The sequence below is a fragment of the Pseudomonas sp. 18-147 genome (assembly GCF_051048045.1).
Lineage (GTDB): Bacteria > Pseudomonadota > Gammaproteobacteria > Pseudomonadales > Pseudomonadaceae > Pseudomonas > Pseudomonas aeruginosa.
Genome location: NZ_CP182296.1, coordinates 5,027,037 through 5,051,376, shown reverse-complemented (window position 1 = coordinate 5,051,376; position 24,340 = coordinate 5,027,037). Strand labels below are relative to the sequence as shown.

Annotated in this window: 12 protein-coding genes; all 12 read left to right on the top strand. The window is 68.2% G+C overall.

Going from position 1 to position 24,340, the window contains the following annotated elements; genetic code table 11:
* Nucleotides 1–226: 226 nt before the first annotated feature.
* The 12 genes from ACM0M4_RS24020 to ACM0M4_RS23965 all read left to right on the top strand — a co-directional run bounded on the left by ACM0M4_RS24020 (nt 227) and on the right by ACM0M4_RS23965 (nt 24,338).
* Nucleotides 227–1,405, top strand: a complete 1,179-nt coding sequence (locus tag ACM0M4_RS24020; protein ID WP_023116094.1) for a substrate-binding domain-containing protein — start codon at nt 227–229, stop codon at nt 1,403–1,405.
* A gap of 198 nt (nt 1,406–1,603) precedes the next feature.
* Nucleotides 1,604–14,137 carry a filamentous hemagglutinin family protein gene (locus ACM0M4_RS24015; protein ID WP_115288857.1) on the top strand — a complete coding sequence of 4,178 codons (12,534 nt, stop codon included), beginning with the start codon at nt 1,604–1,606 and terminating at the stop codon, nt 14,135–14,137.
* Nucleotides 14,138–14,528: 391 nt separating this feature from the next.
* On the top strand, nt 14,529–15,131 hold the full coding sequence (locus ACM0M4_RS24010; protein ID WP_031684897.1) for a transposase: 603 nt from the start codon (nt 14,529–14,531) through the stop codon (nt 15,129–15,131).
* Between the two features lie 163 nt (nt 15,132–15,294).
* Nucleotides 15,295–16,929, top strand: a complete 1,635-nt coding sequence (locus ACM0M4_RS24005) for a ShlB/FhaC/HecB family hemolysin secretion/activation protein (protein ID WP_003110842.1) — start codon at nt 15,295–15,297, stop codon at nt 16,927–16,929.
* A gap of 23 nt (nt 16,930–16,952) precedes the next feature.
* Nucleotides 16,953–18,800: a DUF2341 domain-containing protein gene (locus ACM0M4_RS24000; RefSeq protein WP_031631001.1), complete on the top strand. Its 1,848-nt coding sequence runs from the start codon at nt 16,953–16,955 to the stop codon at nt 18,798–18,800.
* 10 nt (nt 18,801–18,810) lie between these two features.
* A complete protein-coding gene (locus tag ACM0M4_RS23995; RefSeq protein ID WP_003085366.1) occupies nt 18,811–19,230 on the top strand; it encodes an ExbD/TolR family protein in 420 nt (139 codons plus the stop codon).
* 8 nt (nt 19,231–19,238) lie between these two features.
* Nucleotides 19,239–19,985 carry an energy transducer TonB family protein gene (locus ACM0M4_RS23990; RefSeq protein ID WP_004348164.1) on the top strand — a complete coding sequence of 249 codons (747 nt, stop codon included), beginning with the start codon at nt 19,239–19,241 and terminating at the stop codon, nt 19,983–19,985.
* Nucleotides 19,986–20,052: 67 nt separating this feature from the next.
* The gene (locus ACM0M4_RS23985) at nt 20,053–21,759 is read left to right on the top strand and encodes a putative porin (protein WP_031684896.1); all 1,707 of its coding nucleotides are present in this window, start codon (nt 20,053–20,055) and stop codon (nt 21,757–21,759) included.
* 34 nt (nt 21,760–21,793) lie between these two features.
* Nucleotides 21,794–22,456, top strand: coding sequence for a hypothetical protein (locus tag ACM0M4_RS23980; protein ID WP_003085372.1), 663 nt, complete (start codon nt 21,794–21,796; stop codon nt 22,454–22,456).
* A gap of 28 nt (nt 22,457–22,484) precedes the next feature.
* Complete coding sequence (locus ACM0M4_RS23975; protein ID WP_003098446.1) at nt 22,485–22,964, top strand: YbjN domain-containing protein; 480 nt, start codon at nt 22,485–22,487, stop codon at nt 22,962–22,964.
* Between the two features lie 4 nt (nt 22,965–22,968).
* The gene (locus ACM0M4_RS23970) at nt 22,969–23,913 is read left to right on the top strand and encodes a peptidylprolyl isomerase (RefSeq protein ID WP_054375969.1); all 945 of its coding nucleotides are present in this window, start codon (nt 22,969–22,971) and stop codon (nt 23,911–23,913) included.
* Nucleotides 23,913–24,338: a hypothetical protein gene (locus tag ACM0M4_RS23965; RefSeq protein WP_003110838.1), complete on the top strand. Its 426-nt coding sequence runs from the start codon at nt 23,913–23,915 to the stop codon at nt 24,336–24,338. The genes ACM0M4_RS23970 and ACM0M4_RS23965 overlap by 1 nt, the downstream gene beginning before the upstream one ends.
* Nucleotides 24,339–24,340: the final 2 nt, after the last annotated feature.

Sequence of the window (24,340 nt, the reverse complement as noted above, 5' to 3'; positions counted from 1 at the left end):
GTCCCGCGAAAAGGCCCGGCGCAGAGCCTGCGAACACCCGAGGAAAGGCTGCGAAAACAATTCGATGCTCCCGAGATTTTTTCCCCGATCTGTCACCGGAACTTGCGAGTTTTATCCCCAGCGGCCCCTTCGACCGGCTAGGGATGCAAAGCCCGGCAAGCACGGCGCCGCCTCATGCAAGACGACTTCCTCAACGTACCAACACCACGATGAAAGGAGATTCTTCATGTTCAAGCGCTCTCTGATCGCTGCCTCGCTGAGCGTGGCCGCCCTCGTATCCGCCCAAGCCATGGCCGACATCAACGGCGGTGGCGCCACCCTGCCGCAACAGCTGTACCAGGAGCCCGGCGTCCTGACCGCCGGCTTTGCCGCCTACATCGGCGTAGGCAGTGGCAACGGCAAGGCGGCCTTCCTGAACAACGACTACACCAAGTTCGTCGCCGGCACCACCAACAAGAACGTGCACTGGGCCGGCAGCGACTCCAAGTTGAACCCGAGCGGCGAAACCACCCCCTATCTGAGCGCCCATGGCTCCGCCTGGGGACCGCTGATCCAAGTGCCGTCGGTAGCTACTTCGGTCGCTCTGCCGTTCAACAAGTCAGGTAGCAACGCCGTCAACTTCGCAGACGTGAACACCCTTTGCGGTGTCTTCTCCGGCCGTCTGACCGATTGGAGCCAGATTCCCGGATCGGGCCGTAGCGGCGCCATCACAGTGGTCTACCGTTCCGAGAGCAGCGGCACTACCGAACTGTTCACCCGCTTCCTCAACGCCTCTTGCTCCAGCGCCCTCGAAGGTGGCACCTTCGCCATCACCACCAGCTTCGGTAACAGCTTCTCCGGCGGCCTGCCGGCTGGCGCCATATCGGCCCAGGGCAGCCAGGCCGTGATGAATACGCTCAACGCCGCCGAAGGCCGCATCACCTATATGAGCCCGGACTTCGCCGCGCCGACGCTGGCCGGCCTCGACGACGCCACCAAGGTCGCCCAGGTGCGCGGCGTATCGCCGGCTCCGGCCAACGTCTCGGCAGCCATCGGTGCCGTTACCCCGCCGACCACCGCACAGCGTTCAGACCCGAACAACTGGGTGCCGGTCTTCGCCGCCACTGCCAGTGCGACCGATCCGAGCGTCCGTCCTTATCCGACCACCGGCTATCCGATCCTCGGCTTCACCAACCTGATCTTCAGCCAGTGCTACGCCGACGCTACCCAGACCCAGCAGGTGCGCGACTTCTTCACCCGTCACTACGGCGCCAGCGTCAACAACGACACCGCGATCACCAACCATCGCTTCGTGCCGCTGCCGGCTTCCTGGAAGCTTGCCGTACGCCAGTCGTTCCTGACCTCCACCAACAACCTGTACATCGGCCATTCCAACGTCTGCAACGGTATCGGCCGTCCGCTCTAAGACGCTCCAGTCCACGGGCGATAGCGGAGACCGGCGGTGCGCAAGCACTGCCGGTTTCTTTTTTCCGGCGCTTAGCCGCTTTCCATGAACTTTCCGTGACAAGACTTCGGCCCGCCCGGTTGCGGGCTGTCTTTCTATCAGGAATGCGCGTTGGCAAGCCGACGCGTCGAGTTGAACACGCCCAAGGAATCTCGCGTCATGCCGTCTCGTCCGTTCGTGCCGTCGTCCCCCGTCACCGTTTCGCTCGATGGCGGCTTGCCGCGGCTGAAACCGCTGGCGCAGATCATCGCCTTGCTCATGGTTGCAGGTGGCGCCCAGGCTTCCCAGCCGTTCAGCGCCGCCTGGTTCGCCGCCAAGGGCGCCCAGCAGAGCGCCGGGGCGGCGCGTCCGAGTGCGCAGTTGCCGGGCATGACGCCACCGCCGCTGGCCCAGCAGCAGAAGGTCAACCAGCAGTTGCAGCGTTCGCTGCAAAACCTCAACAACACCGTGGCGGCCATCGCCGCGCAGCAGGCCGCCCAGGCGGCGGGACGCCAGGCCGCGCTGGCGGCGCCGACGGACATCCCGGACGGCCTGGGCGAGGGCGGCCTGAAAGTAGACGCTTCCCTGCCTTTCGAGCAGGCCTGGCAGAACGCCAAGGCGCCAGTGCAGTCGCAGGCCGACGGGCGTACCACGGTGACGGTCGAGCAAACCGCGGATCGGGCGATCCTCAACTGGGAAACCTTCAACATCGGCCGGCAGACCACCCTGCAGTTCGACCAGCAGAGCAACTGGGCGGTGCTCAACCGGGTCAACGACCCGAGCGCCCGGCCGAGCCAGATCCAGGGCCAGATCAAGGCCGACGGTACGGTGATGGTGGCCAACCGCAACGGTGTGGTGTTCAGCGGCAGCAGCCAGGTCAACGTACGCAACCTGGCCGTCGCCGCCGCAGCCATCAGCGACAGCCAGTTCCGCGAACGCGGCCTGTATTTCGACGCCAACGGCAGCCAGCCGAGCTTCACCGACGCCGCCGGCGCGGTACGGGTGGAGCAGGGCGCCTTGCTGCAGACCGCCAATCCGGCCAGCTCCACCGCGGCGGGCGGCTACGTGCTGTTGCTCGGCAGCGAGGTGGAGAACGCCGGGCAGATCGTCACGCCCAAGGGCCAGACCACCCTGGCGGCGGGCGACAGCTTCTACATTCGCCGTGGCGTCGGCACCGATGGCAACCTGCGCTCCACCACCCGCGGCAATGAAGTGGCCACCTCCCTGGCCGCTGACAGCGCCGCCGGCCGGGTGGTCAACCAGGGTCTGATCCAGGCGGCCACCGGCGACATCACCCTGACCGGGCGCCAGGTCCGCCAGGAGGGCGTCGCTCTGTCCAGTAGCTCAACCGACGTGCGCGGCACCATCCACCTGCTCAACTCGGCCAGCGACGCCAGGGGCAGCGTGGTCCTGGGCGAGGGCAGCACCACCGCGGTGCTGGTCGACGCCAGCGGCGCCGGCGCCCTCGACAGCCAGCGCGATGCCGCCCAGCAGGCGCTGGATGGCACCACGCCGACCAACAACGTGATCGGTCGTTTCGACAACCTCAGCCGGGTCGCCGATCGCAGCGAGCAGTCGCGGGTTGAGATCGTCAGCGGCGGTAGCGTGGATTTCCAGGGCGGCTCGCTGACCCTGGCCAGCGGCGGCCAGGTGGCGGTCAGCGCGGCGGGCCGGAGCCTGCTGCGCGACGGCGCGCAGGTGGACGTCGCCGGCGCCGTCGGGGTGAAGGTGGCGATGGAAAGTAACAACATCCAGATCAATGTCCAGGGCAACGAGCAGCGCGACGCGCCGGTCAACCGCGACGGCGGCGGACTGGCCAGCAATGATGTCTGGGTCGATGCCCGCGAACTGGTCCTGGTTCCGGCCGGCACCAACGGCTACGCCACCGATCGCTGGTATACCGCCGGCGGCCTGCTGGAACTGGGTGGCTACCTTGGCACGCGCAACCATTCGGCCGGCGAGTGGATGGCCCAGGGCGGCACCCTGACCTTCACCGGCGGCGAACTGGTGAGCCAGCCCGGCTCGACGGTCAACCTCTCCGGCGGGTCCCTCGATGTGCAGGGCGGCCTGATCCGGCAGACCTGGCTCAAGGGCAGCGACGGACGTCTCTACGAAATCTCCCGCGCCCCCGGCGACCTGCTCTACGAGGGCATCTACCGCGGCTATGAGGACAGCAGCCCGCGCTGGGGGCAGACGCGCTATTTCTACAATCCGCTGATCGCCCCGCAGAGCCGTTACGAGAGCGGCTACATGGTCGGCCGCGATGCTGGCCGCCTGGTGGTCGGCACCGCTTCGGCGGTGCTCGAGGGCGACCTGCTCGGCAAGGTATTCCAGGGCGAGCGCCAGGTGCGCGCGCCGCAGTCGGGCGCGGATGGCTACCAGCAGGCGCAGAACGCAGTGGCGCGCGGCGCCGAGCTGATCGTGGGCAGCTATACCCCGCGCTACGAAAGTGCCAGCGGCAACGTGCTGTACAACCTTGCGCCGACCCTGCAGCAGGTGCGCCTGGCCGATGGCGGCGAGCCGCTGGCGGCGAACCTGGACCTGGATACCGCGCTGGCCGACGAACAGCGGGGCGTCCTCCTGCTCGACAGCGAACGGCTGTCGGGTTTCGAGTTGGGGGCGCTGCGCGTGGCCGCCCGTGAGCGGATCGCGGTGGACAATGCCCTGCAGGTCAGCGATGGCGGCGAGATCGTCCTGTACGCGCCCGAGGTCGAGGTGAACGCCGACCTCACGGCGCGCGCCGGCAGTTTGCGCCTGGGCAACGTGCTGGAGCAGGTGGAGGTAGCCCGTGGCGAGCGGATCGATACCTATCTCACCCCCGCCGCCGGCCAGCGTGCCGCCCTGACCCTGGGCGATGGCGTGACGCTGGATGCGCGTGGCCTCTGGAGCAACCAGGCGCAGGGCGGCGTGGATGCCGATCGAGCTCATCTCGACGGCGGGCGGATTTCCCTGCGTAGCAGCGGCGACCTGTCGCTGGGCGATGGCAGCCGGATCGACGTGTCGTCCGGGGCCGCGCTGCTCGCCGATGGCAAACAGGTGGGCGGCAAGGGCGGCGACCTGACGCTGTCGGCCAATACCGGCTCGGCGGCAGGTGACGGCCGCCTGCAACTGGGCGGCGAACTGGCCGGCCATGGCGTCGCCGGCGCCGGCACCCTGAGCGTCCAGGCGCCGCGGGTGAGCATTGGCGCGGCGGCGCAGGACGGCACCCTGGCGTTGGCCGCCGGGTTCTTCGACAAGGGCTTCGCCAGTTACCAGGTGATCGGCGAGCAGGGACTGGAAGTGGCGGAAGGCGCACAGGTGAAGGTGCTGCGTCCGCTGTACCGTTTCCGCGACGACGCCGTCAGCGTCGCCAGCGGCGCCGACCCGCTGCTCGCGCTGGAGCCTTGGCTGACGCCGCTATACGAGGAGCGGCCGGCCGACGGTGAACTGCGCCAGCGTCCCGGCGCCAGCCTGTTCCTGCAGGCCGGCAGCCGCCAGAGTGGTGCCGGGCAGGTGGCCGACAGCGTCCTCGACGTCGGTGGTGGCAGCCTGCTGGAGGTCGATCCCGGCCAGCGCATCGAGCTGCGCAGCGTCGGCCAGTTGAGCGTCGATGGTCGCCTGAACGCCTGGGGCGGCTCGATCGAACTGGGCAGCGTGGCGTTGCCCGATCCGGTGCGCGACCAGGTCGAGAGCGTCGGCCACCAGCGCGCCATCCGCGTTGGCGAGCAGGGTGTGCTCGATGTCGCCGCACGCGCTGCGACCGCGCTGGACTTCCAGGGGCGGCGCTACGGCCAGGTGGCCGATGGTGGCAGCATCGTCATCGGCGGCACGGTCGAACATGCCAGCGGCAAGGCCGATGCCGCCGAACTGTTCATCGACCTGCGCCCGGGAAGCCTGCTGGATGCCTCCGGCACCCAGGCGCTTCTGGACGTGCCCGGAGTCGGCCAGACCCGCGTCAGCAGCGCCGGCGGCAGCATCTCCCTGGCGTCGGCCAACGGCTTGTACCTGGATGGTGACCTGCGCGCCTTCGCCGGCGGGGAAGGTGCCGCCGCCGGCAGCCTGACGCTGGCGCTGGCCACGCCGAACTACCTGACCAGCCTGGCGACCGACCAGGTATTGCGCCCGCGCGAGCTGATCGTCGGCCAGCAGCGCGAAGCCGCCGGGGAAGGGCGAAACTATGCCTATGGCCATGGCCGCCTGGCGGCGAGCCAGGTACAGGATGGCGGGTTCGGTGACCTGACCCTGTTCAGCGGCGGCCTGCTGAGTTTCGCCGGCGATCTGGAGCTGTCCCTGGCGCAACGTTTGCGCCTCTACAGCGGGGCATTGGGGCTTGGCGAAGGCGCCGCCGGCGATAGCCGGGTCAGGTTGTCGGCACCGTCGCTGCTGTTGGCGGGAGCGTTCGTCAACGAAGCGGCGGAGAACAACGAAACCCAGCCGCTGTCGACCGGCCTGTTCGAGGTTTCCAGGCAACCTAGCGAGGCGCTCTTCGAAGCCAGAGCGCAGGTGCTGGATATACGCGACAGCCTGGTCTTCGGCTCGCACGGTAGTTTCCGTGACGCCAGTGGCGGGACGCAGATGATCGACCGACGTGGCTTCGACCGGGTCGAGCTGTCCAGCACGGGCGACATGCGTTTGCTGGCGGGGAACGCGACGCCCGTAGAGCGCATCAACACCCAGGTGCTCAGTGGCGGCGATCTGCTCATCCGTGCTGCGCAGCTCTATCCGGGCACCGGGGCGGGCGCGCGTATTCTCGCCGGCTACGGCTACCAGGCCGATGGCGCCGCTGCGGCGTTCGACCCGGCGCGCAGCTTGCGTATCGAGCGCAGCGACGCGACGACGCCAGAGCAGCCCCTGGCGGTCTTCGGTCGCTTGTCGCTGGGGGCGGCGAGCGTCGTTCAAGGCGGCGTCGTGCGCGCTCCGTTGGGCTATCTGGAAATCGGCCAGAACGCCGACAAGGTCGAGTTGTTGTCTGGCAGCCTGACCTCGGTCAGCGGCGCCGGCCTGACCTTGCCCTACGGCGGCACGGTAGACGGCCAGGTCTGGCGCTATGCCGGGGAGGAAATCTCCCTGACCGGCGTCGGCGGTAGCTTCAACGAGAGGGGGATAATGGATACCGGGGTCGACCTGGGTGGCCGCTCCGTACGGGTGGCGTCCGGAACGACGCTGGATCTTTCCGGCGGCGGCGAACTGCTCGGCGCCGGTTTCGTTTCCGGCCGCGGTGGCTCCACCGATGCGCGCTACAACCCGCTGGTGCGTTTCGACGAGGAGGGCCGCTTCGACCTGCCGGGACTGGTCGACAATCCGATCTACGCCATTGTGCCCGGGGTTCAGCGCATCGCGCCGGTGGCCGCCGAAGGCGGCGCCGTCGACCCGCTGGTCGGCCAGCAGATCAGCATCGGTAGCGGCGTGCCCGGCCTGTCGGCGGGAACCTACACCCTGTTGCCGTCGACCTACGCCCTGCTGCCCGGCGCGTACCGGGTCGAACTCAACGGCCTGGCCGGGCTGGGACGGGCAGCGCCCACCCAGCTCATGCGCAGCGGCTCCTGGTCGCTGGCCGGGCAGTTGTCCCTCGCCGGCACCGGGGTGCGCGACGAACTGTTCCGCCAGGTGCTGCTGACCCCGGCGGATGTGCTGCGGCGCCATTCGCAGTACAACGAAACGAGTTACAGCGACTTCGCCATGGCCGATGCTGCTCGCCGTGGCATCCCGCGGCCGATGCTGCCGGTGGATGCGCGCAGCCTGCGCCTTGACCTGCTCGCCGGTGGCGGTGCCGATGCGCTGGCGTTCGACGGCACCGGGCTGTTCCAGGCCGCCAGAGGCGGCTATGGCGGTAGTCTGGTGGTATTGGGCAACAACCAGCGGATCGAGATCGTCGGAGCCGGCGCGCAGGCCAGCGAGGGGTTCCAGGGCGTGACGCTGCGGGCCGACGATCTCAACGCCTTCGGTGCGGCGCGCATGGTGATCGGCTCGACGCCAGCAGTGCTCTACGGGCAAGGCGGCAATTACGTCACCTTCGACATCACCGACGGCGCGCAAAGCATCGTCCTGCGCAATGGCGCCGAACTGGCCGCACCCGAGGTGTTCCTCCTGGCGAATCGGCCGGGGGAGGCGATCAGCCTTGAACAAGGTGCCGCCATTGTCACCCTAGGGCGGGGGGCTGCTGCCTACGATGCACGGGATGGCTTCCTGTATGCGTCGGGAGGGCGTTCCATGCTCGCCCTGTCGAACGGCGTGCTGAACGTCTTGCCACCGGAAGCCGGAACGCCGGACAGTGGTCCCGGCGACATCCTGCTTGGCGTTTCCGCTGCCGATGGTGTGGCCGGCGAAACCCGGCTGTATTCCGAGGGCAGTCTGGTCGCGGCCACCGACAAGCGCTTCGTGCTCGACGGCAGCGTGCGTTACGGCACCCGCAACCTGACCCTGGCGGCGGGCGGCTTCAATGTCGGCGAGCAGGCGCTGCTGGCCGAACTGGCCGAGCGCGGTGTGCTGCCGACCGGGTTGGCGCTCGACCAGCAAGTGCTCGACCGCCTGCTGCAGGGTGATGCGTCGGAGGGCGCGCCGCCCCTGGAGACGCTGGTGCTGAACGCCCGCGACGCGTTCAACTTCTACGGCGACGTCAGCCTCGATTCTTACGATCCGAGCAGCGGTCGCTCCCGCTTGTCGCGCCTGGTGCTGGGCACCCCGGCGATCTATGGATACGGCGACAGCGACAGCGTCGCCTCGATCCGCACCTCCAACCTGATCTGGAACGGCGCGCAGACGCCGGCCGCCGGGGGCATCGCCGGCGGCGCCGGCAGTGGCCAGGGCACGCTGGACATCCGCAGCGAACGCCTGGAGTTCGGCTACGGTCCCTTCAGCCAGCCCAGCGCCATCGACAGTTACCAGCGCCTGGCGCTGGGCTTCGCCACGGTCAACCTGGCGGCCAGCGAGCGGATCACCGCCAACCACAAGGGTAGCCTCGCGGTCTATCAGAGCCAGGGCGAGTATCGGGCTGGTAGCGGCTACGCATACAGCGGCGGCGATCTCAACCTGATCACACCCTTGCTCACCGGCGAGGCCGGCTCACGCAACAGCCTGCTGGCGGGCGGTGCGTTGCGGGTCAGCGCGGGGGGCGACGGCGCGGCATCCACCCCGGTCGAACTGGCCAATGGTGCACTGGGCGCCGAACTGGCCCTGGAGGGCGCCAGCCTGCTGCTGGACACCCGCGTCGGCCTGCCCAGCGGCAAGTTGAGCCTGACCGCGCAGGAGGACCTGGAACTGGGCGCCGGCGCCCAGCTCGACCTGGCCGGGCGCGCGCTGCGTTTCGACGACGTGACCCGCTACAGCTGGGGCGGCGAAGTCAACCTGCTGAGCCACGGCGGCAACATCCGCCAGGCCGGCGCTTCGCGCATCGACCTGTCGGCGAGCAACAACCAGGCCGGTAGCCTGACGGCGGTGGCGCTGGACAGCGCGGCCGGCGTGGTCGACCTGCAAGGGCAGATACTGGCGGCGAGCAGCGGCGAATACGACGCTGGCGGCACCCTGGTGCCGTACGCCGCGGGCAGCGTCGAGATCCGTGCCCAGCGGCTGGGCGAGGACGGTACGCCAGACAGCCGGTTCGCCGCTCTCAACCAGCGCCTGAATGCCGGTCAGGTGTTCGGTGCGCGCAGTTTCCAGATCAAGCAGGGCGACCTGAACATCGGCAACGACGTCAGGGCCTCGACGATCGAGGTGTCGCTGGATGGTGGCCATCTGAGCGTGAACGGCGTGCTCGACGCCAGCGGCGAGCAGGTCGGCAGTATCCGCCTGGCCGCCAAGCAGGGCCTGAGCATCGGTGGCGAGGCGCTGCTCGATGCCCATGGGCGGCGGCTGCGGGTGGACAGCTACGGCAAGATCATCGATTCGCCGAACCGCGCGCTGATCGAGCTGAACGCCGGGGACGGGCTGCTCAGCCTCGGCGCCGGTGCCCGTATCGACCTGCGCCACGGCACCGAGGCGGCAGCGGGAAGCGCGCCCGGGCAGAACGATGGCGTCGCCCGCGGCACCCTCGACCTGTACGCGTCGCGTCTGGGCGGGGCGATGGCGGGCGATATCGCCATCGACGCCGGGGGGCCGCTGCAGATCCTCGGTGCCCGCGCCATCACCCTTAGCGCCGTGCAGCGCTACGACGACGCGCCGGTCGCCGCGCTGCCGGCGAGCAACGGCCGGCCGTACCAGGAGATCACCCAGGCCTACCTGGATGGCAAGCACCAGCAGAGCGAACTGTTCATGCAGGCGGCGTTGGCCAATAGCGCCCTGCTCGACGGCAAGCTGGCCGGATTGAACAATGCCGCCTACGCGGAAGCTTTCCACCTGCGCCCCGGGCTGGAGATCGTCAGCGCCACGGCCGATGGCGACCTAGTGGTGCAGGGCGACCTGGACCTGTCGGGCCATCGCTACGCCAGCCTTAACCCGCGGACGGCGAAAACCTCGGTATACGGCTCCGGCGAGGCCGGTTCGCTGGCGATCCGCGCCGGCGGCGACCTGAACATCTACGGCAGCGTCACCGACGGTTTCGCCCCGCCGCCGGAAACCGACGACGATCAGGGCTGGTTGCTGCTAGCCGGCCAGGATCACCTGGGCGGCGATCGGGTGGTGCCGACGGCTGGCGTGCGGCTGGACGACGACAGCTTCTTCCCGGCCGGCAAGACGCTCAACTTCGAACTGCCGATCAAGGCCATGACCCTGGCCGCCGGTACCCGGCTGCCGGTCGAGGCGGTGCTCAGCCAGCCGCTGCAACTGCCGGCGGGGACGGTGCTCGAGGGAGCGTTGCTGGATGCCGCCGGCAACCTGCTCCGGCCGGCCGGCAGCCTGCTCGGCGAGGCTCTGGACCTGCCCGCCGGCAGCCGCCTCGGCGCCGGCAGCCGTCTGCCGCTGGCGACGCCCGTGACGGGGATGACCTGGCCGGGCGGCGTGCCACTGCCCGGCCGCGCCACGCTGGCCAGCGGCGAAGTCGACGGCGTGCGTCTGGCCGGTGGACTGGCCTTGCGCGCCGGGGCCTTCCTGCCGGCTGGCAGCGATATCCGCCTGCCCGATGGCGCCGCGTCGGTGGACGTACGCCCGGCCGGTGCGGTTTCGCACAATTGGGCCATCGCGCCGATGCTGGCGGCCGGTTCGCAGTCCTGGAGCGTGCGCCTGGTGGCTGGCGCCGATCTGCAGGCGGCCGATCCGCGGCTGACCGATCCGCGTTCCAGCGGGCAGATGCGCCTCGCCGATACGCACTACGGCATGCGGCGCATACCGGCGGCGGGTGGTGGGCTGGTATGGACCCAGGAAGGGGTGGATAACTGGGGCGATCCTAGCCTCAAGCCCGGTGATCCACTGGACCCGGAGGCTTTGGGCTACCCGACCATCTGCGACGATTTCCCGACCTGGTGCGCCGCGAGTTCGGGCGGCATGGTGTGGACCGAGGAAGGGGTGGCAGGATGGGGCGACCCCGGCATCAAGCCGGGCGACCCACTGGACCCGGAGGCTTTGGGCTACCCGACCATCTGTGACGATTTCCCGACCTGGTGCGCTGCGTCCAGCGACGACTATGCGCTGGAAGCCGAACCCTACGCTTCGCGCTTCAGCGTGCTGCGCACCGGCACTGGCGATCTCGACCTGTTCGCCGCCGGCAACCTGCGTATGGATTCGCCATTCGGAGTCTACACCGCCGGTACCGCGAGCGCGGTCGATTCCAGCTACAACCTGGCGCGTGCCAGGGACGGCGGCAGCGTTCTGCGCGATCCGGCGCTGGGCGGTTACGAGCAATGGGTGGACGGCGGCGAACAGAGCCTCTACAGCACTTGGTACCCGACCCTGGGCGGCAACCTGACGCTGGCGGTCGGTGGCGATCTGCGTGGCGATGTGCTGGGTCGGTTGTCCGGCGCCGTACCCAACGCCGGCTACGACTCGGCGGCCGTCGGCAACTGGCTCTGGCGCCAGGGCAGCGGTTCGACCGCCCGTACGGCCGACCGCACCGCCTGGTGGATCAATTTCGGTACCTATGCGCGCCAGCCGGGCGGCGACGGAGCGGCTGCCGCCACGCAGCAGGTGGGCTTCACCGGCATCGGCACCCTGGGCGGTGGCGATCTGAGCCTGAAGGTCGCGGGCGATGCGGGCGTCATCGAGGCGCGCACGTCCAGCGTTCCGCAGGAAACGTCGCAGCGCAGCCAGGGGCTGGTGCTGGCGGTGGGCGGTAGCGGCCGGGTAGGCGCCGATGGCCAACTGACCCTGAGCGGCGGCGGCGACATGGACGTACGTATCGGCGGTGCGCTCAACCCGTTGATGCCCTTCGATCAGGGCAGTTCGCTGTACGGCGCGATGGTCAACCTGCGCGGCAATGCCCAGCTCCGGGCGACGAGCCTGGGCGGTATCGATCTGAACTATGGTCGTCTGGATAGCCAGCAGGTTCCGGGCGAACGGCGCGCCTACGATCCTTTCGTCTCGACCCTCGGCCTGGCCAACGGCGGGCCGACGCTGGTGCCGGGCGACGCCACCTTCAGCCTGAACAGCTTGGGCGACCTGGTGCTGCAGGGGGTGGTCGATCCCGGTCGGACGCCGTTGATGAACGGCACCCCCTATACCAGCGCCAGCGGTGTCGAGGGTTACGGCCTGAGCGGTTTCTCGTTGTGGACCGAACGCACGGCGATCGACCTGACATCGGCGGGAGGCAACCTGACCCCGGTTTCCCTAGGCAGGACGGAACAGGACACCGATTCCGCGCTGGTCTATCCGGCGAAGCTGTCGGCCGTGGCGCTGACCGGCAGCCTCTATTATGGCAACGCGACACTCCGCTCAAACGCTCGCAGCGACAGGACCGCGCTGCTCCTGGCACCGTCGAGTCAGGGCCGTCTCGACCTGCTGGCCGGCGACTCCATCTACGCCGGCGGCTACAGCATCAGCCGTTCCGGCGCCAGCGCCGGCAGCCTGGCCACGCCGCTGAATCCGAGCTACCAGGGCTATACCGGGATCACGTTGCAGGTCGACAACCTATCCAGCGACGGCAGCCGCGCCAACCAGGAGCGCTTCCCGTTGTTCGCCTTCGGCGCCAACAGCGTTTCCGGCGAATGGGGTGCGGCGCTGGAACCGTCGCGCTTCTACGCCCTTGCGGGCGATCTGGTCGGTGTCGACAGTGGCCGGCTGCTACGCTACACCGGGACCGGCGATGTGCGTTTCGGCCAGTTGCGTTACGAGGGGCATGGGGCGGTGCGCATGATCGCCGGCCGTGACATCGTCAGCAGCGGCACTGGGTTGGTCTCCGAGCGGACCGCGAACGACAACATGGGGGACTACGCCAGCAGCGGCAATCTGTTCGTCAATACCTCGGCTACCGACGTGTCGCTGGTGCAAGCGGGGCGCGACATCCTCTACGGCAACTTCAACGTCGCGGGACCGGGCAGCCTGGAGATCAGCGCCGGACGCAACCTGCTGATGAACGACGAGGTGGCGGTCACCAGCCTGGGGGCGGTCGCCGCGGGCGACACGCGCTCCGGCGCCAGCATAGTCCTGCAGGCGGGCGCCAGCCAGGCGGGCTACTCCGGCTTCCTTCGGCGTTACCTGGCGCTCGACAACCTGGCGCAGGCAGGAACGCCCCTGGCGGAACAGCCCGGCAAGGTGGTACGGACCTACGAAAACGAATTGATCGAATGGTTGAGCGGGCGTTATGGCTTCAGCGGCGACGCCCTGCAGGCGCGGGAGTTTCTCGCCGGTTTGCCGGCGGAGCAGCAGCGGATCTTCGCCCGCCAGGTGTACTTCGCCGAACTCAGGGCCGGCGGCCGCGAGTACAACGAAGTCGGCGGGGTACGCCAGGGTAGCTACCTGCGCGGGCGCAACGCGATCGCCGCGCTGTTCCCCGAGCGCGATCCGGCGGGCAATCCGATCAGCTACGAAGGCGATATCGTCATGTATGGCGGTGCCGGCGTGCACACCAACTTCGGTGGCGACATCCAGTTGCTCACCCCGGGTGGGCAGCAGGTATTCGGTATCGAAGGTGAGGCGCCGCCGTCCACCGCCGGTGTGGTGACCCAGGGCGTTGGCAATATCCGTTCCTACGCCCTGGGCAGCATCCTGCTCGGCCAGAGCCGGGTGATGACCACCTTCGGCGGAGATATCCAGATCTGGTCGGCCGAGGGTGACATCAATGCCGGTCGCGGCAGCAAGACCACCGTGGTCTACACCCCGCCGCGGCGCATCTACGACGCCTGGGGCAACGTCAGCCTGTCGCCACAGGTGCCCAGCACCGGCGCCGGTATCGCCACCCTCAACCCGATTCCCGAAGTGGCACCGGGCGACATCGACCTGATCGCCCCGCTCGGCACCATCGATGCCGGCGAGGCGGGCATCCGGGTTTCCGGCAACGTCAACGTGGCGGCGCTGCAGGTGGTCAACGCGGCGAACATCCAGACCCAGGGCCAGTCCAGCGGCATTCCGCTGGTGGCTTCGGTGAATACCGGGGCGTTGACCTCCGCCAGCGCCGCGGCGAGTTCCGCGACCCAGGCGGCGGAGGACGTCAGTCGCCAGCAGCAGGCCGCCGCGCGGCAGCGCATGCCGTCGGTGATCACGGTGCAGGTGCTCGGGTTCGGCAACGAGCGCCTGGAGCCTTCGCGCGACGGCGCCAGTCGTTCGCCGGGCTACAACCCGGACAGCGCCGTGCAGGTGCTCGGAGCCGGAGCCCTCGGCGAACAGGCGCGCAGCCAATTGACCGATGAAGAGCGCGGCAACCTGATCCTGTAAGGCACCGCCGCGGAGGCACGATACCCGCCAGGCCCTCCCCACGGAGGGCCTTTTTTTCGGCGAACTTCCGAGGCGCTGGTCGATTCTCGGGTGAATGCCCGTTCGTCCCCGCCGGTGGCGCGCGAATGGCCGGCCGCATGAAGTTTTCATGACAAAAGTTCGGTGGTGCGGCGGGGTTGCCGTCAAACAGGTGTGAATGAGGAAAACGGAATTCAGCGGTGAAAGGCAGGGACGGGAACGAAAGGAATCGGCCATTTCCCGGTTGCGCTGACCGGTTGCTGGAAATGAGCGTGTCGTTCGAGAAAGACGCGTTCCGCTCTGAAACAAGAGAACAGTATCCGCTAACGGCCGTGGTCACTCCGGTGAATACGGCGAAGGACGGTGAGTATTGATGGAAAGTTACTCGAAAGTCGGTATGCAGGAACTTGACCAGCGCCTATCGAAGATCGTCGAAGCCGCACGCAAGAAACCGGTATCGGTTTATCGATATGGGGCGCCATGGGTCTGGATAGTGTCCCAGGAAGATTGGCAGGGTGCGCTCAAGGAAGTGTCCAGCTATATACCGCCGGGACATTCCCTGGCGTTGCTGAAACCGCAAATAGAAAGTCTCCTTGGCGATGAGGCGAAAGTCCTCTCGGCGCTCGCCCGCGAACATGGCATGCAGTTGGCCCCGGAGCCGCTGATCCACGCGCTGCTGCTGCAACTGCTGTACGCGATTCCCAGCGAGCAGCAGTTGTACGAGCAATTGAACTACAACCTGCTGTATCGCTGGTTCGTCGGCCTGGAAATGAAGCAGAAGATCTGGAATTTTCCGGTTTTCGTCGGCGATATAACCGTCCTGCTGAACAGCGCGGAGGCGGTAAGGGTAATAGGCAGGATTATCGGGGAAGTGATTTCCGGGGATCTCATGCAGATGCCGGAGTTCTCCCTGAACTTCGCCTTGTTGCATACATGGCAAGCGCGCCATGGTGGAGCGCGACGGCTGAATATCTAGCACGAAAGTGAAAATAGAAAAGAACGAGATTTCATAAGGGCGGGCGCCGTTTTTAACAGGTTGTTCATGCGTCGTCGCTAGTTTGTTGTCTTTCACAGAACTGTTCGATGAACGGACTTGTTGCATTAGAACAATAAGTCCCGATGGAACTTCGGGGGACCGTGTGAAGCGTTCGCTGTTCAATTGTGCGCACCCGTTTCGCCAGCGCTGGTCGATCGGTTGCCTGGCTGTCGCATTGTCGTGCGCTTCGCTGGCCGACGAGGCCCCTCCCGCCGCGGCGGGAGCCGAGCCCCAGCGTCTGGTGGACATCAACGAGTACGTGGTACGCGGCAACACCGTGCTGGACAACCGCGCCATCGAGGCGGCGGTGTATCCCTTCCTCGGACCGCAGCGCAGCCTGGGCGACATCGAGGGGGCGCGCGATGCGCTGCAGGCCGCCTACCAGGAGAAGGGCTACCAGTCGGTCTACGTCGAGCTGCCGGAGCAGCAGGTGAGCGGCGGGGTGGTCTACCTGCAGGTCACCGAGACCACTGTCGGTCGCGTCCGGGTGGTCGGCGCCAAGCACTATTCGCCGGTGGAGTTGCGCGAGGAAGTGCCGGCCCTGGAGGAGGGCAAGGTGCCCGACTTCGCCCAGGTCCAGCGCGAGCTGGCGCAGGTCAACCGCACCCCCGGCCGCCAGGTGCTGCCGATGGTGCGCGAGGGCCAGCGGCCCGGCACCATGGACGTCGACCTGCAGGTGGAAGACAAGAATCCCTGGCACGCCAGCATCGGCCTGAACAACGACTACAGCGCCGACACCCGTCACTTGCGCTCGGTGGTTTCGCTGGGCTACGACAACCTCTGGCAACTCGGCCACGCCATCTCGCTGACCTATTTCACCGCGCCGCAGGACCAGGACAACGCCAAGGTCTGGTCCGGCTCCTATACCGCGCCGCTGAGCCAGCGCTGGAGCGTGCAGTTGTCCGGCTACCAGTCCGACAGCGACGTGGCCACGGTGGGCAGCATGAATGTGGTCGGCCAGGGCCACTCCTACGGCGTGGCGGCGATCTACAGCCTGCCGGTCACCGGCCTCTGGTCGCACTCGTTCTCCTTCGGCGTCGACTTCAAGGACTTCGAGGAACAGACCCGGATCGGCGGCAACAACGACAGGGTGCCGATCAAGTACGCCCCGCTGACCCTCGGCTACAACGGTTTCCGCTACACCGAACGTTCCCAGTTGGCCCTTGGCCTGAGCCTGGTGGCCGGTACCGGCAGTCTCCTCGGCTACGGCGACGACGACGAGGAATTCGACCGCAAGCGTTATCGCGCCAAGTCCGGCTTCGGCGTGCTCAAGGGCGATCTCAACCACACCCTGACCTTCGGCGGCGACTGGCAGGTGGCGACCAAGGCGGCCTTCCAGCTCGCCTCCGGGCCGCTGATTTCCAACGAACAGTTCGCCGCCGGCGGTGCCACCAGCGTGCGTGGCTACCTGGCGGCGGAGAACACCGCCGACGACGGCTACCTGCTCTCCCAGGAATGGCGTACGCCGTCCCTCGGACGCTTCCTCGGCAAGCGCGCCGGCGGCTACGTCAACGACTGGCGCTTCTACGTGTTCGCCGAGGGCGCGCAACTGCGCCTGCAGGATGCGCTGCCCGAACAGGACGACGACTTCAGCCTGGCCAGCGTCGGCATCGGCACCCGCGCGCAACTCGCCGACTGGCTGTCCGGCAGCCTCGACTGGGCCTTCCCGCTGCTGGAAGGGACGAACACCGACAAACACGACTCGCGCCTGCATTTCAGCGTGCAGGCGAGCTTCTGACGCTGACCCCGGAGTAACCCCACATGTATCGCTTATTGCTGACATCGCTGATCTGCCTGGGCCTGCTGGCCCCGGCCAGCGCCAGTGCCTGGTGGCAGGACGACTGGCAGTACCGCAAGCAGGTCTCGGTCGATACCACCCCGCAAGGCGCGGCGATCAACGAGAGTTTCGGTCGCCTGCCGTTGCTGGTGCGCCTGCATACCGGCAACTTCACCTTCGACGGGGTCAACGAGAACGGCTCGGACATCCGCTTCGTCGCCGCCGACGACAAGACCGTGTTGCGCCACCAGGTCGAGAGCTTCGACCCGCTGATGGGCATGGCCCTGATCTGGGTCGACGTGCCGCGGGTGGAGGGTGGCCAGCGCCAGGACATCTGGATGTACTACGGCAACGCCAAGGCGCCGGAGAGCGGCAACGGCCAGTCGGTGTTCGACCCGGACTACACCCTGGTCTATCACTTCGACGGTGCGCCGGGCACTCCGCCGCGGGACTCCACCGCCTACGCCAACAATGCGCAGACCGCCGCCGGCAGTCCGGTGGAGGGCGTCATCGGTCGCTCCGCGCAACTGCTGGGCCAGCCGCTGCTGCTGCCGGCCAGCCCATCGCTGGCGGTGAGCGCCGGTGGCACCTTCAGCTTCAGCGGCTGGGTGCGTCCCGACCAACTGGCCGGCGAACAGGTTCTGCTGTCGCGCCGCGAAGGCGGCAACGCTCTGTTGGTCGGCCTGGCCCAGGGCGCGCCCTTCGTCGAGCTGAACGGTCAGCGCGCTGCCGCCAGCCAGGCCCTGGCGCAGGGGCAATGGCAGCACCTGGCGCTGGTCGCCGACGGTACCCGGCTGGCGCTGTATCTCGGCGGTCGCGAAGTCGCCAGCCTGGCGGCGGCGCTGCCGGCGTTCAGCGGTGCGATCGCCATCGGCGCGGAAGGCCAGGCCGCGCCTGCGGTCGCCACCGAAGCGGCAAGCGGGGAAGGTGAGGCGAGCGCCGCGGCGCCGACCCTGCAACCCTTCCAGGGCGCCATCGACGAGTTGCGCCTGTCGAAGATCGCCCGCCCGGCGGCGCTGCTCCTCGCCGACGCCACCGCCCAGGGCGCCGAGTCGCGCCTGGTGGCCTACGGGGTCGACGAGAAGCAGTCCGGCTTCGGCTTCGGCAAGCTCGGCTTCCTGCTCAACGCAGTGCCGCTGGATGCCTGGGTGATCATCGCGATCCTGGCGCTGATGATGGTCCAGTCGTGGGTCATCATGTACCGCAAGAACCAGAACGTCGGCCGTGTCAGTCGCGCCAACGGGCTGTTCCGCGAGCGCTTCGCCGAGGTCGGCACGCGCCTGGAACTGCTCGCCGACGACCGCGAGCTGGCCGCCCGCCTGCAACACTCCTCGCTGTGGCGCCTGTACCAGGTGGCGGTGAAGGAGATCCGCACCCGCCGCGAGCAGGGCGCCGACACCTCTTCCGTCTCCGCGGCCACCATCGAGGCGATCCGCGCCTCCATGGACGGCGTGCGCACCAAGGAGAACCAGCAGCTCGGCTCGCGCCTGTCGAGCCTGTCCAACGCCATCGCCGGCGGCCCCTACATCGGCCTGCTCGGCACCGTGCTGGGGATCATGGTGGTGTTCCTCGGCACCGCCATGGCCGGCGACGTCAACATCAATGCCATCGCCCCGGGCATGGCCGCCGCCCTGCTGGCCACGGCCATGGGCCTGTTCGTCGCGATCCCCGCGTTGTTCGGCTACAACCGCCTGGTCACGCGGAACAAGGAAGTCAGCGCGGACATGCGGGTGTTCGTCGACGAGTTCGTCACCCGCCTCGCCGAGGTGCATGGCGAAAGCCAGCTCAGCGAAGTGGCCCATCGTCGCAACGGCCAGCCGTTGCCGGCTTGAGGAGAACGCCATGGCTTCCGTGAACAGCAGCCACGACGATGACGACGACGGCGCCGTCGACAGCATCAACATCACCCCGCTGGTGGACGTGCTGATGGTGGTGCTGGTGATGTTCATCCTCACCGCCACCGCCCAGGTCGCCGGGATCCAGATCAACCTGCCGAAGGCCAGTGCCACCGTGGCGCTGTCGCAGCCCAAGACCAAGGCGATCTCGGTGAACGACGCCGGCCAGGTGTTCCTCGACGCCTACCCGGTGACCCTGCCCGAGCTGGAGGACCGCCTGCGTACGGAGAAGGCCCTCAACCCCGACTTCCCGGTAGTGGTCCGCGGCGACGCCACGGTGCAGTACCAGAAGGTCATCGAGGTCCTCGACCTGCTGCGCCGCCTGGAGCTGTCCCAGGTCGGCCTGGTCACCGGCAAACCGACCTGAGGCCCGGGATGAACATGTCCGCCGATCCCAAGCACACCCCCGAGCCGAAAAATGCCGCGCCGCTGTCCATCGACGGCCGCCCGGCGAACCCGACCCTGCGCTACCTCAAGTGGGGCCTCGGCGCGCTGCTGCTCGCCGGCCTCGCCTGGCTGGTCTGGGAGTGGGCCAACGACATGAGCGGCGTGCGCCGCGAGGCGCCCAAGGTGCCGGCGATCATCCCGCTGCCGCCACCGCCTCCGCCGCCGCCGGAAAAACCGCCGGAACCGGAGCAGCCGGTGGAAGAGGAAAAGATCGTCGAGCCGGAACCGCAACCCGAACTGGAGGAGGTCAAGCCGCAGGAGGAAGCGCCGCCGTCGCCGGCCGACGACCTGGCCGACCCGATGCAGATGGATGGCGAAGCCCAGTCCGGCTCCGACGCTTTCAACATCGGCGCCGGCAAGGGCGGCGGGATGGCCGGTTCCGGCGGCGGTCGCGCCGGCAACGCCAGCTATAGCCAGTACCTGGCCTACGCCTTCCAGCGCCTGCTGCGGGACAACCCGGAGCTGCGCAACCTGGCGTTCCGCCTGCAGGCGGAGATCTGGCTGAGTTCCTCGGGGGATATCACCCGGGCCGAACTGACCCGCTCCAGCGGCGACCCCGAGACCGACCAGAAGGTGCTGGCCGCGCTGCGCGCCGCCGGCCGCCTGGAAGAACGGCCGCCGGCTTCGCTGACCCTGCCGGTGCGCATCGCCCTGCAGGGCAAGCGGCCGGGATGAGAAGACGCCAACCCAGAACGATTTCCGGCAGGCGACTGCCTTGAAGGACCTTAGGAGCCGTACACAGATGAACGCGAAAGTGAACCGACTGGCGCTGGGGATGGGCGTCATGCTCGCCGCGCTGGCCGGCCAGGCGCAGGCCCAGCCGCCGGCGCCCTCGGAGAACGCCACGATCAACCTGATCCGCCTGCTGGTACAGCAGGGCGTGTTGAAGAAGGAACAGGCCGATGCGCTGGTCAGGCAGGCCGAGGCCGAGGCGCAGCAGGCCCAGCAGGCGCGCCAGGCCGTGGCGCCCGCGGCGGCCGTTGCCGCTGTCCCCGGGGAGGTCCGCGTACCCTATATCCCGCAGGTGGTGCGCGACCAGATCCGCGACGAAGTGAAGGCCGAGGTAATGACCCAGGCCAAGGCGGAGAATTGGGCGCAGCCCAACGCCTTCCCGGACTGGGCCTCGCGCATCAGCTTCGACGGCGACGTGCGCCTGCGCTACGAGTCGCGCTCCTTCGGCAACGGCAACAGCAACCAGATCACCGACTTCGCCGAACTCAACGACGACGGTCCCTATGACGTCAACCCGAATACCAGCTCGGGCCTGCCGCCGCTGCTCAATACCCGCGAGGACCGCGACAGCCTGCTGCGCCTGCGCGCGCGCTTCGGCCTCAAGGCGGCGCTGTCGGAAAGCTGGAGCGCCGGCATCCGCATCGGCACCGGTTCGGACAACAACCCGGTGTCGACCACCCAGACCCTCGGCGGCGGCTTCGGCAAGAAGGACCTCTGGCTCGACCAGGGCTACCTGACCTGGAAGCCCAGCGAGCGCCTGAGCCTGACCGGCGGGCGGATCGCCAATCCGTTCCTGTCCACCGACCTGCTGTATTCCAACGACCTCAACTTCGACGGCGTGGCGGCGGTCTTCAACCAGCCGCTGAGCCGCGATGTCGCGCTGTTCGGCACGGTCGGCGCGTTCCCCGTGGAATACAGCTCGGACACCGCCTCGTCGAACGGCTTCGACAAGGAAGACAGCGACAACAAGTGGCTCTACGGCGCGCAACTGGGCGCCACCTGGAAGATCAACCCGCAGCACAGCCTTACCGGCGCGCTGGCCTACTACCGCTTCGACGATATCGAAGGGCGGCGTTCCAGCCCTTGCCGGCCCTGGGCCGGAGATCCGGAGTGCGACACCGACGGCAGCCGTCCGACCTTCATGCAGAAGGGCAACACGGTGTTCCTCCTGCGCGACATCGTGCCCAACCCGGCCGACCCGGCGAACACGCCGAACCCGCAGTACGTCGGCCTGGCCTCGGAGTTCAATCTGCTCGACCTGAACCTCGGCTGGGATGCCGAGCTACCCAACGACTTCAAGCTGCGGGTGGCCGGCAACTACGTGCACAACCTGGGCTACGACGAGGGCGACATGCGCAAGCGCGCCGGCGGTGTGGCGCAGATCGCCAACAACCTCGGCTCCGACGGCGACATCAAGAGCGGGGCGAACGCCTGGATGCTCCAGTTCACCCTGGGCAACGCCCTGGACATGCGCGACGCCGGCGACTGGCAGGTCTTCGCCGCCTACAAGTACATCCAGCCGGATGCCCTGCCGGATGGTTTCAACGATTCCACCTTCCACCTTGGCGGGACCAACGCCAAGGGCTACATCCTCGGCGCCAGCTATGGCTTCGACAAGCGCGTCTACGGTACCGCGCGCTGGCTCAGCTCCGACGAGGTCTACGGCGCACCGTTCTCCATCGACGTCCTGCAACTCGAGGTCAACACGCGCTTCTGAGCGCTCCTCGAGGCAGACCATGAAGAGGCAGACCATGAACACGCGACCTTTCTCATTACCGATCTGGGCCCAGGCGCTGCTCGCCGGGGCCGCCTTCGCCGCCTACGCCAGCCAGGCGGCCTATGCCGACAGCCTGGAGGAACGCCTGCGCGCCCAGTTGCGCAGCACCACCCAGCAACTCCAGGCGCTGCAGACCGAACAGGCCCAGGCCACCGCGGCGAAAGCCGCGCTGGAAAGCCAGCGCGATGCGGCGCTGGCCCAGGTCAAGCAACTGAGCGCCGAGCTGGCCCGGGCCAAGGGCCAGGCCGAGCAGCTCTCGGCCCAGCAACAGGGCTTGCACGACCGGGCGCGGCAGATGGTCGAGGCGAGCAACGAGCAACTGGGCAAGTACAAGCAGGCCTACGACGAGTTGCTGGTCATGGCGCGAGCCAAGGAGGCCGAGCGGCAGAAGCTCGACCTGGCGTTCCGCGAGCACGACCAGCAGTTGCAGCAGTGCACCGCGAAGAACCGGGAAATGTATGGCGTGGCCAAGGAGATTCTCGGCGCCTACGAGAACGTCAGCGTCGCCGAGGTGATGAAGATCCGCCAACCGTTCGCCAGCGGTGCGCGGGTGAAATTCGAAGAGATGGCGCAGAAGCTTGGCGACGACCTCTACAAGACCCAGGTCGAGAACCGCCAGGCGGCGCTCGCCCAGTGAAATCCGACAGCAAACCAGGAACCCGGACATGAACGACATCACCCTGATCGAACACCTTTCCGTCGACAGCCTGACCGAGGCCTTGCAGGAGGCCGGCTATCGGGTCAACCGCAGCGAGCAGAACGGCGTCGTGCAACTGCTCAGCGCCAGCCAGGGAATCGGCTACGCGGTGCGCTTCGGCAATCCGGCGGCGACGCCGGCGAGCTACCTCGACTTCACCTTCAGCTGCGCCCTGCGCGTGCAGGGCGAGTTGCCCGCCGGGCTGACCGAGCGCTGGAATCTCAGCCGGCGCTTCGGCCGCCTGTCGCAGCAGGGCGAGTTCCTGGTGATGGAAATGGACGTGATCGTCGCCGGCGGCGTCAGCCCGGCCAACCTGCGTAGCCATATCGAACTGTGGGATCGCCTGCTGCAGGAGTTCATCGCCTACCTGCGCGACTACAGCCGCCTGGCCGCGGAGCAACAGGGCATGGCGCAGGATGCCGGTCAACCCGTCGATGGCGAGGCCTGAGCCGATGCGGCCGGCATTTCGTTGCGGTGTCCTGGCGTTCGCGCTTGCCGTTCTCGCCGGCTGTGGCCAGCGCGAGGACGGCGGCGCGGGCCAGGCCCAGGCCGCGCTTGCCAAGCCATCTGCCAGCGCCGCCGCGGAGCCCGCGGTGGCCCGCCTCGGCGCCTTGCAGGTGGCGCCGGACGAACTGAAGGCGCTGCTGGCCGAGGTGCCGGCGGAAACCCGCGTGCAGTTGAGCGAGAACCGTGACGCGCTGGAGCGCTGGATGCGTGCGCGACTGGCCGAGAAGGCGCTCTACGAGCAGGCCAGCGCCCAGGACTGGCAACAGCGTCCGCAGGTGAAGACGCTGATCGAGGCGGCGGCGCGGCAGATCGTCCTGCGTACCTACCTGGAGTCGGTGAGCACGGTGCCCGAGGACTACCCCAGCGATGCCGAACTGCAGGCCGCCTACCAGGCGAACAAGGCGCAACTGGCTGTACCGGCGCTGTACCGGGTCAGCCAGATCTTCATCGCCGCCTCTGCGGCCGGCGGGCTTGCCGAAGCGCGCAAGCGCGCCCAGGAACTCTACCGGCAGGCCGCGGACGGCGACTTCGCCGAACTGGCGCGCAAGCATTCCGACGACCCGCAGACCGCCCGCAACGGCGGCGACATCGGTGGGTTGCTGGCGCAGGCGCAACTGCTGCCGGCGATCCGTCCGGCGCTGGAACGGCTGAAGGTCGGCGCGGTGTCCGAGCCGATCCAGGGCGCCAACGGTTTCCACCTGGTCAAGCTGACCGAGCGTCGCGACGCTCGCCTCGCCACCCTCGACGAGGTCCGTGGTCGCCTGCGCGAAAGCCTGCGCGCGCAACGCCAGGAGCAGATAGCCAAGGCCTACCTGGATGGCCTGGTGAACAACGCTACCCTGAGCATCGACGGCGCGTTGCTCGGCAAGACCCTGGCGGAACTGCACTGATGGACGGCATCCCGGAGGCCAGGCGTGGGCCGCGCGCGAGCCGCTGGCGGCACCTGCGCAGCTGGCTGTTCGGCGAGCCCGAACGGTTCCGCGACGAACGCCAGCGGCTCTGGGGCGCCTATGCCGCATGGCTCGGCGAGCAGGTCCAGCAGCGCCTGGGCGAAGACGCCGAAACCGCGCCGCGGCTGCTGGCCTTCCTGGAGTCGCGGCGCGCGGCGGGGCAGTTGCCGAATACCGACATCGACCTGCGGGTCTGGCTCGACGAACGCGGCTGGATCGTCCGTCTCGCCTGCCTGCGCAGCGACGCCGAGCCGATCGAGAATGAACTGCGGCGCGCGCTGATGGACCGTTCGTTGCGCCTGCCGCCGCCGGAACACATGCCGCAGCCGATCGAACTGCGGATTCGCCTCATGCCTGGACGCTAGCG

Excerpts from the sequence above, each read along its gene's own strand:
- ACM0M4_RS23985 (WP_031684896.1), top strand. The coding sequence starts at position 20,053 with ATGAACGCGAAAGTGAACCGACTGGCGCTGGGGATGGGCGTCATGCTC.
- ACM0M4_RS23990 (WP_004348164.1), top strand. The coding sequence starts at position 19,239 with ATGAACATGTCCGCCGATCCCAAGCACACCCCCGAGCCGAAAAATGCC.
- ACM0M4_RS23980 (WP_003085372.1), top strand. The coding sequence starts at position 21,794 with ATGAACACGCGACCTTTCTCATTACCGATCTGGGCCCAGGCGCTGCTC.
- ACM0M4_RS24020 (WP_023116094.1), top strand. The coding sequence starts at position 227 with ATGTTCAAGCGCTCTCTGATCGCTGCCTCGCTGAGCGTGGCCGCCCTC.
- ACM0M4_RS24010 (WP_031684897.1), top strand. The coding sequence starts at position 14,529 with ATGGAAAGTTACTCGAAAGTCGGTATGCAGGAACTTGACCAGCGCCTA.
- ACM0M4_RS23965 (WP_003110838.1), top strand. The coding sequence starts at position 23,913 with ATGGACGGCATCCCGGAGGCCAGGCGTGGGCCGCGCGCGAGCCGCTGG.
- ACM0M4_RS24015 (WP_115288857.1), top strand. The coding sequence starts at position 1,604 with ATGCCGTCTCGTCCGTTCGTGCCGTCGTCCCCCGTCACCGTTTCGCTC.
- ACM0M4_RS23970 (WP_054375969.1), top strand. The coding sequence starts at position 22,969 with ATGCGGCCGGCATTTCGTTGCGGTGTCCTGGCGTTCGCGCTTGCCGTT.
- ACM0M4_RS24000 (WP_031631001.1), top strand. The coding sequence starts at position 16,953 with ATGTATCGCTTATTGCTGACATCGCTGATCTGCCTGGGCCTGCTGGCC.
- ACM0M4_RS23995 (WP_003085366.1), top strand. The coding sequence starts at position 18,811 with ATGGCTTCCGTGAACAGCAGCCACGACGATGACGACGACGGCGCCGTC.
- ACM0M4_RS23975 (WP_003098446.1), top strand. The coding sequence starts at position 22,485 with ATGAACGACATCACCCTGATCGAACACCTTTCCGTCGACAGCCTGACC.